The 12,506-nt window shown below is 49.0% G+C and carries 6 protein-coding genes; 1 reads left to right on the top strand and 5 read right to left on the bottom strand.

The features are described from left to right. Window positions 1-218: 218 nt before the first annotated feature. The 5 genes from Q1V85_RS22790 to Q1V85_RS22770 all read right to left on the bottom strand — a co-directional run bounded on the left by Q1V85_RS22790 (window position 219) and on the right by Q1V85_RS22770 (window position 10,922). Entirely contained in the window at window positions 219-2,603 is a 2,385-nt protein-coding gene (locus Q1V85_RS22790; RefSeq protein ID WP_300603712.1) for an ABC transporter permease, read from the bottom strand. A gap of 543 nt (window positions 2,604-3,146) precedes the next feature. Further along, window positions 3,147-4,955, bottom strand: a complete 1,809-nt coding sequence (locus tag Q1V85_RS22785; protein ID WP_300603710.1) for a RagB/SusD family nutrient uptake outer membrane protein — start codon at window positions 4,953-4,955, stop codon at window positions 3,147-3,149. Between the two features lie 30 nt (window positions 4,956-4,985). Further along, window positions 4,986-8,492, bottom strand: a complete 3,507-nt coding sequence (locus Q1V85_RS22780; RefSeq protein WP_300603707.1) for a SusC/RagA family TonB-linked outer membrane protein — start codon at window positions 8,490-8,492, stop codon at window positions 4,986-4,988. Between the two features lie 546 nt (window positions 8,493-9,038). Next, window positions 9,039-10,211, bottom strand: a complete 1,173-nt coding sequence (locus Q1V85_RS22775; RefSeq protein WP_300603704.1) for a FecR family protein — start codon at window positions 10,209-10,211, stop codon at window positions 9,039-9,041. 105 nt (window positions 10,212-10,316) lie between these two features. Then, the gene (locus Q1V85_RS22770) at window positions 10,317-10,922 is read right to left on the bottom strand and encodes an RNA polymerase sigma factor (RefSeq protein WP_300603701.1); all 606 of its coding nucleotides are present in this window, start codon (window positions 10,920-10,922) and stop codon (window positions 10,317-10,319) included. 218 nt (window positions 10,923-11,140) lie between these two features. Between Q1V85_RS22770 and Q1V85_RS22765 the strand changes: the two genes are divergently transcribed. Further along, window positions 11,141-11,749, top strand: coding sequence for a hypothetical protein (locus Q1V85_RS22765; RefSeq protein WP_300603699.1), 609 nt, complete (start codon window positions 11,141-11,143; stop codon window positions 11,747-11,749). Window positions 11,750-12,506 lie beyond the last annotated feature (757 nt).

Here is a 12,506-nt window from a genome sequence, read left to right as displayed (position 1 = left end):
CAACATTATTATTATAAATGGTTTCAACTTCCTTCCCGGTCAGTGGAGAGACACTGACCGTGGCTATGCTGTGGTTCGTGTCTCCACAAATCATTTGGAGGCATTTCGATAAAATGGATACCGGTTTATTATGAGAAGTAAAAAAAACAATAAGGCCAGCCGCAAAATTATTGCAGTAAATATCGTCCCCGGTATTTTCAGATCCCTGCCCCTATCCTTTATTCCGTCCGCAAGCTTTTTACCGGGTTTGCTTTTGCTGCTTTGATGGCCTGGAAACTGACGGTTATAATGGTGATGGCAATACTTCCCAGAACGGCTGTGGCAAATATCCACCCGGTTATAGGCGTGCGGTATTCATACTTCTGCAGCCATTGATATAACCCCCACCAGGCTATTGGAATGGCAATAAACGAAGCAATAATAACCAGCTTTAGAAAAGCGGATGATAACATCCCCCAAAGGTTGAATACCGATGCGCCCAGCACCTTGCGCACGCCGATTTCTTTGGTCCGCTGCGCCGCCACAAACGAGGCCAGGCCAAACAAACCTAAACAGGAAATAAAAATTGCGAGGGCGGCAAAAAAAGTAGCGATATTACCAATCCGTTGTTCGTCAGAAAATTTCAGGGCATATTCCTGGTCTGCAAAACGATAATCAAAGGGTGCTCCCGGGTTGTATTTTTTAAAAACCGTTTCAATCTTTGGTAATGCCGCTGCCATGGTTACATTGGGTTTTACCCTGATGGTAATCACATTTGCCCATTGAGGATTCATAAAAAAGATGGTTGGTTTTATAGGGTCGTAGGGCGATTCCATCACCAGGTCTTTTATCACGCCTACTACGGTATGCCGGATCGTATCCTCCCATACAATTTTTCCAACAATATCTTTTACCCCCATTATTTTAACAGCCGCTTCGTTCAGTATTACAGCGGACGAGTCGGACACAAAATCGCGGGAAAAATCCCGGCCTTCCTTTATTTGCCATCCAATGGTTTTACCAAATTCCCAGGTACAGCCGATGGTTCCAAACGACTGCAGCCGGTTAGAGTTGGGGCCGTTCCAGGTATAGCCGATCTGGTTGCTGTACACAGCGGTTGCGGGGCTGGATGACTCTGCCATATTCTCAACCATTCCTGTAGCCAGCAGATCATTGCGGATAGCATCATAATGCCCGTAAAGATCCGGTGTTGCCATATCGATCATAACCAGGCCTTCGCGGGTATAGCCTACCGGCCGGTTCTTGGTGAATTGGATCTGCCGGAATACGATAATGGTTCCGATAGCAAGTGTAATAGAAATGGTAAACTGTATGACCACTAATATTTCCCGCGGCAGAGAGGCATACCGGCCTGCACGGAACGTACCTTTTAAAACCGTTACCGGGTTAAACCGGGATAAATAAAATGCGGGATAGCTGCCGGCAATTAAACCGGTAAAAATGGTAAAAGCAACTGCTAAAAGCCAGAACCAGGGATTGAGCCAGGGAATGGACATTTTTTTATCGGAAAGTGCATTGAAAAAAGGCAATAACAGGGTTGCCAAACCAATGGATACCGCCAGTGCAATAAAAGACACCACCATCGATTCGGACAAAAACTGTTTTATCAGCTGGCTCCTTAATGAACCGATGGCTTTTCGTATACCTACTTCTTTTGCCCGCTTTTCGCTGCGCGCAGTACTCAGGTTCATAAAATTGATGCAGGCCAACAGCAGCACAAATACCCCGATCATACCAAACAGGTACACATACTGAATGCGCCCGCCCGCCTGCTTTCCGTTTTTATATTCGCTGTGCAATTGCCAGTCATCCATGGGTAGCAAATCCGATCTTTCATCCCCGTCAGCAGCAATATTTTTATGTACCACCGCTATTTTGGCTATTTTTTTTCCTTCTGCCGGAATATTTATATGGTTGTTTACCTGCACATAACATTGAAAGGAATGATTGTTCCAGTTATTGACGGCATTTTTTAACCAGTCTTCCGTGGTAATATATTTTTTCCAGGGTAATAACAGCATTGTTTCCTTAAGCGTGGTATTATATGGAAAATCTTCGTACACGCCTGCTACGGTAAAGTTTTCTTTATTATTCCATTTGATTGTTTTTCCTACCGGATCTTCTTTACCAAACAAGGCCTTTGCCGTAGACTCATTTAATAAAACAGATGAAACATCTTTCAGGGCATGCCTGTTTCCCTTCAGCATTTTTAGCGAAAACATTTCGGGGAAGCCATCTTCCACCCACATTCCTTTAGCAATAATTTTTTTATCGCCCACAGCGAGTATATGACCAAAATTCCAGGATGCCATCGATACATGCTTAAAATCACTGCCATACTTTGTGCGCAGCTCGTTGCCGATAGGAATGGAAACCGCATCACCGGTACCGATTTCTTTAGTGGTACTTATAAAATGTGTTTTTACCTGGGCAATGGTTGCATAATTTTTAAAGTAATGGTTATAGGAAACCTCATCCCATATCCATAGCGCAATTAATAAGGCAACGGCCATACCAATAGATAGCCCCAGAATATTAATAACGGAATAAGCCTTGCCTCGCTGCAGGTTTCGCCAGGCAACTTTGATAAAATTTTTAAACATAAGCATTCATTCAATAGATGCGATCGCTCATATATGATTTAATAGCCTTTCCCCTCCTGACTGCTTTGTACCGGAGGCTTTTCCTCATTTTTATTTTTGCTTACCCGTCAGGTAACCGGATTGCAACATAGCCTTTATGCATACCGTTCTCTTTATCAGATAGCTGCAAAGACGAACCCAAGAATTAATAATTTGATTGCCAGCCTATTATAATAAACCAAATTGTATCAAATGTGCGTTTCCGGTACAACAATGTCCGGTTTTGATACAGGCGGCCTGAACCTGAAACGGACTGGCTGCTATCCGCACCATAAAGGAGCATATAAATCGCTCAGGTATTTTTCTTAATTAATAAAGCGCCGGCATATTCTTTTCATATTGCTATGTCTGATTTAGAAGTAAAAATATGCCTTCCTGCACCTACATATTTTTTCCGGATCATCTTGATTTTTTGCCGGTTTCGCAGGCATCGTACTGCAGCATCAAAAGTCAGCGAAAAAAATCAGCGCAATCTGCAGAAAAAAGCGCTGATCCTGCGCCTAATCAATACACCCATCCCGGGGTTTTTGTAATCGCCGGGTTCATCTGCACTACAGACAGGGGTACGGGCCAGGTATATAACTGATCACCCGTCCAAACATAGGGTACCAACACACTGCCCCACACTACCCGCACGCCATTTTGTGATGTAAACTTGGCCTCCTTCAACGTATGCCAGCGTAACTGGTTGAAATAATCGATGCCCTCGTTTGGAAACTCTACACGAAATTCATTGCGGATGCGATTGCGGAGCGCTTCCGGGCTGCCCACAAAGGTAGGCAGCGCCGCATTCGTTTGCTGGAGGAGCGCAATACCAGCGCGGCTGCGCACCTGGTTTACCAGGTCTATAGCCTCCTGCGAAACGCCGTTTTTTTCGTTCAACGCCTCTGCCCATAGAAGCGCCACTTCCGCATAACGGATAATGGGAAAATCTACGGGCGACTGGTCAATCATACCCGCTTCACTCCCCTCCGGCACAAATTTCCGGTACCCGTAAAAACAATAGGAAAGGGCATAAATACCCAGCTGCAGATCCTGAACAGGTGGTTTATCATCCCTGAAGGGCCAGCGAAATGTAAGGGTCTGATCCGCCGGCTGGCCAACCAGTCTTCCCTGGTAAGTAGCATAAGGAGTTATAATGGTTTGGTTTAAGCGGAGATCCCGGTTGGTATAGGCCCGGAGGATGCGCGCTTCATTCCCATCCGGAAGGTATTGAGATACCGTAGCCCCCCTTGATGCGGCAGCCTGCAGTTCGGCAGCGGTGGCATGATCCCTTAAAAAGTACACTTCCCTTGCCGCCGGGCGCATCTGGTTATAGCCGGGAATGACCTGGTTCCAGTCAAAGGCGCTTCCGTCTATATTTTCATACAGGTCTGCCAGATCCGGTGTGGCGCAGTAAAAACTCAGCCCCTGGCCGGGCGTAGCCGCGGATCCGCAATAAAAAGGAATATCGCCCCCGTATCCCGGTTGACTTATATTTTGCATGGAAAAGATCATTTCCGCGCACTGTTCATTGGCCTCTTTAAAAAGCATCCGGTAGCTGTTAGCTCCGGCACCGGTAAAAATGCCGTAGCCTGCAGCCTTTACCCGTTCAAAATCGGCAATGGCCAGATCCCATTTTTTTTGATACATATATACCTTACCCCGCAAGGCATAAGCCGCCCCCTTGGTTATATGCCCATAGGCTCCATCTCCCGCCGGGTAAAACTGTGGCAGCTGCTCCTCATTGATAGCGGCTGAAAGATCCCCGATAACTACATTCCATACACTGTCTGCCGAACACCGGGGTTTGGTAAACTGGTCAAATGCCGTAGGCTCCAGGTATACCGGCACGCCCTGGAACACCTGGTTGAGCCGGAAATAGAAATAGGCCCTTAGAAATTTACATTCAGCCATATAGCGGGCCTTTTTCCGGGGATCCGAGGGCGATTTCTCCGGTATATGGGCAATGGCGTCGTTGGCACGGCTGATGCCTTCATAGAGCTGTTGCCAGGTTTGGGCAAACAGGTTTGCAGCCGTGGTGGTTACGCCATAATTGAGCTCAACAGCGCCACCCAGACTTTGGGTATTCTGGCTGTATACATCCATAGTATACAACCCCGATCCTGTATAGCTGCTGTTGCTTAGTCCATTGCCTCCTACCACATTGCTCTGCCGCAATGCAGCATACACGCCATTTACGCCCTGGTCTGTAAGCGCATCCGTTGTCCAGGCGGTTATCGTAGATACCGGGCCCGACGGAGCTGTATCCAGCAGGTTCTTTTTGCAACCGAACCCGAGCACCAGCCCGCAGATCCCTGTTATTGTTGCCATGCGCATATTGAAGTTCCTCCTTGTGGGCATTTAAAATGTTATATTGACACCCAATGCATATTGCCGCATCGTGGGATAATTTTTTGTAGCGCCTACTTCCGGATCCATGCCTTTGAATGGGGTAAGCGTTAACAGGTTTTCGCCCGAAACAAATAGCCGAACCCCCTCCACATAATTTTTAATGCCCCTACCCAACGGAATCGTATAGCCTGCCTGTAGGTTCTTCAGCTTAAAATACGAAGCATTGTACAACCAAAAAGTGCTGTTATTCGATAAATTTGTGGTTAACGGAGCCATCCTCGGATACCAGCCCTGGATCCGGTTGCGGGGGTCCGAAGGATCCTGGTCATTATAATAATAACTATTTTCAGCAATATGCAGGGGAATGGCTAAGCCCGATTCAATATACGTGGAGTTTTGTGTGGGTTCATTCCACAGATAACGCATCCCGGTAGCGCCTGACCATATCATCGAAAAATCGAAGGCCTTCCAGCTGAGATGGGCGGCCCATCCAAAAACGTACCGGGGGGTTGCCGTGCTACCGGTAAAACGCTGATCCCCATCATTTCCATAAATACCGTCTGCATTATTATCAGCATAGATCTGATCGCCGTAATACAGTCCGCCCCGGCTCACATTTGCAGCCGTTTGTGCCTGGCTGAATTTGTATCCCTTACTGATCATTTCCTTAACCCAGTTCAGGTCCTCCGGCGTGCGGATCATGCCATCCCTGGGCCCTCCGTTGGGATCCACGGCCCCCGCTGCATCATGGTAGGCACCCGTGCCTTTATAAACCGTTTGCAGGTAGTACTCGTTAATCATCTGGCCTTCCATGATCCGCACATCGCTGCCCGATGAAACCATGCCGATATTGGTGGTATATACCCGGTTGCCGGCAGCATCCGTCACCCATCCTTCCTGTGGCCTCCCTTTATATTTTTTTACCCGGTTTAAATAATTATAGGCGGCACTGGCTTCCACCGACATGGAAAATGCACCCCAATGCTGCTTCCATCCAAGGGATAATTCCATACCGCAGTTCAGCACCTGTGCCAGGTTTACCGCAGAGGGCGCTTTTACCCCCGCCGTGGGATCCATTACGGGCGCTACCAGTATTTTGTCGGTAAGCCGCCGGTACCATTCCGCAACCAGGTTCCATTGATTAAAGGCCGATACCTCCAGCCCCAGGTTTACCATAGTGGAGCGTTCCCATGCAAGGTCAGGATTGGCCAGGCGGCTCTCGGCTATCCCTTTTACGGGCGACCGGTTAAAGGAATAGTTCCGCTCGCCGTAGAGGGCCTGCCAGTCGTAGTTTCCGGAGGCCGTATTGCCGGCCGTACCATAAGACATCCGGAGCTTTAACTCCTGGATCCGGCTTTTTAACGCCTGCAGGAATTTTGCTTCCGAAATACGCCAGGCCGCCGACAGTCCCGGAAAAGTTCCGTACCGGTTATTGCTGCCAAAGCGGGAAGAGCCGTCCCGGCGCAGGTTTACATTAAAAAACCAGGTATTCCGGTAGTCGTAGCTGAATCGCCCGAAAAAAGAGCGCATCGCATAGCTTTCGCGAATCCCCCCGGAGGGAACCGGATCGCCTACGTCCACTTCCACCTCATTCAGCTTGTTGGATGAGGTATGGTAATGTTCGTTGTAATACTCGTTCATGCCCACCAAGGCCGCGATATGATGCCATTGAGCAATAGTTGTATGGTACCGCAGAAGCCCCTCCAGTGTGTAGCTGTAATTTTTTTGCAGATCGCGTGTAATTATACTCTGGCCCGGAAATGCTGCCTGTGTTTGGGTATTGGTCAGCCAGTTCCACCGTTCCAGGGTCGCCGGGTCTACCCATTTGTTACTTTCCGCTACGTTTGCCTGGTAATTCAGGCGGGGCTCAAAGCTCAGGTTCCGGAATACATGAACCTTGCCATACCAGGTGGTATTTAAATAGTCGAAATGATCCGAGCCCTTTAGTTCATAGGGGCTAACGCCGGCATTTAAAGAAATGTCACCCGGTGCAGACGGGCTCGCAAACACGCCCCGGTACCGGCCCGGGTAAGTTCCCGGCGTTGCCGTACCCAGGTTATAGAACAGCCCATCCACATCTGCCATTCCCAGGTTTCGCAGGCCGCCGAAGGTCTGCGTTCCGATGGTGATCCGCTTCCCGATGCGGGCTTCGAGGTTCGCCCTCAACTGGTAGCTTTTCATTCCTGAATTAACCACCAGCCCTTTATTATCGAGGTAGCCAAAAGACAGTAAATATTTTAATGGCCGCGTTCCTCCCTTCAGCGAAATATTATGTTGCTGCAGATACTGACTGCGGATCAATGCTTTGCCCCAATCGGTATTGGGATAGGCAATATCAAACGGGATGCCCTCCCGGGTAAGCGAATCCGGGTATTGATTGGCATGCTGCCATTGGTTAATCAATGTTTGTGAAAAAGGCGCCGGCCGTCCCACGTTTTGATACCCTTCGTTGATATAGGTCATATAGGCCGGCATATCTGAAACGGTTTTTACCAGGCCATTGGGGCGGGTACGGGAAACCATCCCGGTATAGGTTACCACGGGTTTCTGATAACCCGGACGTTTGGTAGTGATCAATATGACACCATTGCTGGACAAAGCTCCGTAAATAGCCGCCGCCGCCGCATCTTTCAATATGGTAACGCTTTCCACATCGAAGGGGTTTACTTCGTCTATATTCCCGATCATACCGTCAATTAAAACCAGGGACACCGTACTGCTTAAGGTACCCAGGCCCCGGATAACGGTAACGGCGCCATCCTTACCCGGCCTCCCGGAGACCTGCCGTACGTACACACCGGCTGCAAGGCCCGCCAGCGATGAGGACAGGTTGGTAACCGGCCGGTTTTCGATCGATCTGGAGCTGATGGTTGCAATGGAACCGGTAACGGCCTGTTTTTGCTGTGTACCGTAGCCGACCACCACCGGTTCTTCTAAACTGAGATCGGTCAGTTCCATCTCCATCCGAACCAGTCCTTCACTCCCTTTTACCATATATTGCTTTTGCCGGTACCCTACAAAGGAAAACTCCAGCACATCGCCCCTGCCGGCTTCTATCCTGAAATTACCTGCGGTATCCGACTGGGTGCCGCCGCGTCTTTTCCCGTTGGCGATGGTTACCCCGGACAAGGGCTGTTTTTGGTCATCAAAAACCTTCCCGTTTATAAACGGGAGGTGTTCAACCACCGGTTTATCTGCCCTAACAACCGCGGGACGCTCCGTCCGCGGTTTTATAAATACAAGTTTCCCCTTTATCTCATAAGTGAGTGCGGTTCCTTTTAAACAGGCTTCCAATGCCAGGGGCAGCGCTGCATTTTTTATATGGATGGTAACACGCGGCTGTTTAGCCACCAGGGCCTTATCCCAGAAAAAAGAGTAACCGGATTGCTGCTGGATCGACAAAAGGGCCGTTTCCAGGCTGCTATTTTTTTGCGCGAGCGTCAATTGCTGTGCACGCCCCTTCATACAAACGGCCAGCAAAAAAACAAGCAGCAGCAAGCTGTTCCATCTCATCATTCATTGCACATTTTAGCTCAAACCACCGGCTCGCGTCTTTCGCAGGTGGTTGTTTTTTCATTTGTTAAAAGATAAATTAAAGATACAACGGGACTTGATAAAAAGCGCAACTGCATTTTCTTATTTCGGCCGGCGCCGGGGTTTTACCTGTGAACTGCTGGGGGTGGTATTGCCGGGATGACAGGCAGCACTTGTAAGACATGGGCAGGCAGCCACATTTCTCTTTTTCCCTTACAAACCGGTTATTTATCTATATCAGGCTTCTGTCCCTGTGTGGCTGCATTGCACGCAAGGAAGCAAGGGCGCGGCGGGGGGTACTGTACCGGGGGGAACATGGGCAGGCAGCAACATTCCTCTTTTTCCGTTATAAACCAGTTATTTATATATATCAGGCTTCGGTGCCTGTGGCTGCATTGCACGCAAGGAAGCAAGGGCGCGGCGGAGGTACTGTACCGGGGGAACATGGGCAGGCAGCAACATTCCTCTTTTTCCGTTATAAACCGGTTCTTTATATATCAGGCTTCGGTGCCTGTGGCCTCAGCATTGCTATTTCGCAGACACGATCAGCTTCCGGCCTTCCAGTTTTGTATCGACCCCATTGGCATCCAGCGCCGCCAGCACATCCTGCAGACTTACATTCCGTTTTAAGGTTCCCTGGAACTGCCGCTGTTGTAATGTTCCTTTTATTTCCACATCCACATCGTACCACCGGGAAATTTCCCGCATCAGCGCATCCAGGTCCATTCCGCTTAAGGACAGTTCTCCGCGGGTCCAGGCCATTACGGTTGCCATATCGGCTTCCTGAACGGTTCCGGTTCCGGATTGTTTATCAAACCTTGCCTGCTGGTTTGGCTTTAATACTTCCTTAAAGCCCCCGCTGCTGAAGCGAACGGATCCCTCTGCCAGTGTAACATTTACAGACGGTTCATCGGCATAGGCTTTTACATCGAAATGGGTTCCCAGTACTTCCGTGCGCGAGGGGCCTGCATGTACCACAAATGGCATATCCGGGTTCTTCTGTACCTCAAAATACACTTCACCGCTTACTTCCACCTCCCGGCTGGCCCCGGTAAACTGCACGGGGAAACGGATGGAGGCCGCTGCATTCAGCCAGGCATTGCTGCCATCCGGAAGGGTAAGTTTATACTGTCCGCCGCGGGGCGTTGTAAGTACGTTGTATGCTGTGGCCGCATGATCGTTCTCCGTTACTTTATAAACAAGCCCGTTATTAATGCGCAATACTTCGGTATGGCCCTGTACGGCCATGGACGTATCGGCGCCATTGCCCAAAACAACGGATGACCCGTCCGCAAGGGTAAGGGTTGACCGGTTGCTTTCCGGCGATAACCGGATCTGCGCCTCAGCCTCCGGTTGAACCGGTGCTTTGGAAGACCGGAGCCAGAGCGATAGCCCGGCGCCCAGCAATACTACCAAACAGGCCGCCGCCACCCACTGGAATAATTGTTTTTTGCCCCGGCTTTTTTCAACGATCTGCAGCTGCGGTTGCTCCGGAACCGGCAATGGCGCTTCAGTTTGCCGTTGCGGCCCCTCTGCAGTTGCCATTCCCTCCCAGGTTTGATCAAACAGCTGATATACTTCATTTTGTTCCGCCGCTGAAGCCGATGCCATTGCATCAATGAATACCTGCAGCTCCGCTTCGCTGCATTCATTGCGCAAAAATTTTTCGTATAATATTTTAAATTCTTCCGTATTCAGCATCTTTAAACCCGTTTGCAAAAAACCCGGCTCCTTTATCTATACGCACGAAACCCATAAAGGTACCATACCGGTCGAATATTTATTTTAATTTATTGAATATCTGTTTTATTTTTTTAACCAATTCATGATCAGCATTCCCATCATGCAAATCAACATCAACCGCTGCGCCATCCGTTCGCGGATAAATTGAAGCGCTTCTGCAATATGATTTCTTACGGTATTTTTACTGATGCCCATCGCGCCTGCAATTGCCTCATAACTAAGCCCTTCATCGCGGCTGAGCAGGTAGGCTTTTTTTCGTTGTGCCGGTAATTGCGCTACCAGCATATTATAAAAACGGATGGATTCTGTGTTGAAGGCTTCCGCATGTTGCTGCTCCAGGCCCAATAGCCTCGTATTTATGTACAGCTCCTGCTGCAGTTCTTTTTCCAGTTTTACTTTTCTGAAAAAACTCATCACATGATTGTACGTGATCCGTTTTATATACCCCTGGAAGGATTGCAGGGTATCGATCTGGTCGCGGCGCTCCCATAATTTTGAAAAAACTTCCTGCACAAGATCTTCCGCCGTTTCCCTTGATTTTGTTAATGTGAAAGAAAATCTAAATACCTGCTCCCTGTAACGTTTAAATATCTGGGTAAAGGCGTCGGCATCTCCCCGTTTCATGTCAGCAATCAATTCCGTCTCATTATATGCATTTTCTATTGCCATTAAGCACGTAAAACGTTTGTTTGGAACCAGCAAAATAATACAATATGCCGAGACAAAAAAGAAAAAAAGGAGACAAAACATATAACTCCCGGGAACGGTTTTAAAACCAGCCGGTAAAAACCATTTCCGCCGCGCGCTGATTTTTAACAAAAAATAGTTGCTTTCAGATTAAAAAAATTGTATATTCATTATATGAATTTAACCTAAAACGAAACGTTATGAATATCTATGATTTAACCGGGCTGTTAACGATCGCCGATTGTGATACCGCCATTAAAACAGTATCCAAAAAAATTGCAAAACTGGAAAAGAAAAGAGACTTCCTGGAACACCGGCTGGAAATACACCAGGAAATGGTTGCCAGGGCAATGGAGGAAATCCGCAGCCTGCGCCTGGATATTTCCTTCCTGAATAACAAGCTATCCTGGGTTCTGGCGGGCCTTCCTACCCAGGAATGCCAGTATCATATAAGCCGGGCCAAATGCCGCATCGAATTCCTGGAACTGCGCCTGGCAAGATACAGCAAGCCAAAGCGCCTGGACATGCAGTTTGACCTGGACGAGATTGTGGCAACGTTGAAGAACGCCCAGCAATTTAAGGCGGAGCTGGAAGCACGCTGTGCCGGATTGTTACAGGCGGATGCCCCTGCTCTGCCGGTGGCTCCTGCTGAGCCCGAACCGGTGGCCTTGATTCCGCCGGCTGCGGCTGAGCAGCCGGCTGCAGCTCTTAAACCGGTTGCCCGGGCCCAACCGGTTGCACGGCTTTTTCAAAAACAAAAAGGAAGACGGTTTGTGAAGGGCCGGCAGACGATGAAGCGGGCGGGATAAGATGAAGCCGCTGAGGAGCCGGGGAACTGGGAGGACTTGTGGAACATGGGTGCGCTGCTAATTGTTGTAAGAAATGCAACCGTTGCGTGCAATGAAGCCACAGAAGCACTGAAACACGGACACAGATAGCAGCTTTGTTTTTTATTGGGTAAGTGGTGACGGTACTACCAGGGACTTGAGGCAGGGGAAATACCTGATTGCATTGCGGCTATACAAATGCTGCGCCCGCAGCTTCTTTGCGCCGCTGCGTAAAATAGAAACCATGCCGGGGGACTGGGAAGACTTGTGGAATATGGGTGCGCTGCTAATGGTTGTGAGAAATGCAACTGTTGTGTGCAATGAAGCCACAGAAGCACTGAAACACGGATACAGATAGCAGCTTTGTTTTTTATTGGGTAAGTGGTGACGGTACTACCGGGGACTTAAGGCCGGGGAAATGCCTGATTGCATTGCGGCAACACAAATGCTGCGCCCGCAGCTTCTTTGCGCCGCTGCGTGAAATAGAAACCGTGCCGGGGAACTGGGAGGACTTGTAGAACATGGGTGCGCTGCTAATGGTTGTGAGAAATACAACCGTTGTGTGCAATGAAGCCACAGAAGCACTGAAATACGGATACAGATGGCAGCTTTGTTTTTTATCGGGTAAGTGGTGACGGTACTACCGGGGACTTAAGGCCGGGGAAATGCCTGATTGCATTGCGGCAACACAAATGCTGCGCCCGCAGCTTCTTTGCGCCGCTGCGTGAAATAGAAACCG

This window comes from Niabella sp. (assembly GCF_030150205.1).
In the GTDB taxonomy this organism is placed as follows: domain Bacteria; phylum Bacteroidota; class Bacteroidia; order Chitinophagales; family Chitinophagaceae; genus Niabella.
Note: the sequence above shows the minus strand (reverse complement) of the source record. Positions and strands in the feature narration are given on the sequence as shown.

Coding starts and splice junctions, on each gene's coding strand:
- Q1V85_RS22790 (WP_300603712.1), bottom strand. CDS start 2,603: ATGTTTAAAAATTTTATCAAAGTTGCCTGGCGAAACCTGCAGCGAGGC.
- Q1V85_RS22785 (WP_300603710.1), bottom strand. CDS start 4,955: ATGGCAACAATAACAGGGATCTGCGGGCTGGTGCTCGGGTTCGGTTGC.
- Q1V85_RS22780 (WP_300603707.1), bottom strand. CDS start 8,492: ATGATGAGATGGAACAGCTTGCTGCTGCTTGTTTTTTTGCTGGCCGTT.
- Q1V85_RS22775 (WP_300603704.1), bottom strand. CDS start 10,211: ATGCTGAATACGGAAGAATTTAAAATATTATACGAAAAATTTTTGCGC.
- Q1V85_RS22770 (WP_300603701.1), bottom strand. CDS start 10,922: ATGGCAATAGAAAATGCATATAATGAGACGGAATTGATTGCTGACATG.
- Q1V85_RS22765 (WP_300603699.1), top strand. CDS start 11,141: ATGAATATCTATGATTTAACCGGGCTGTTAACGATCGCCGATTGTGAT.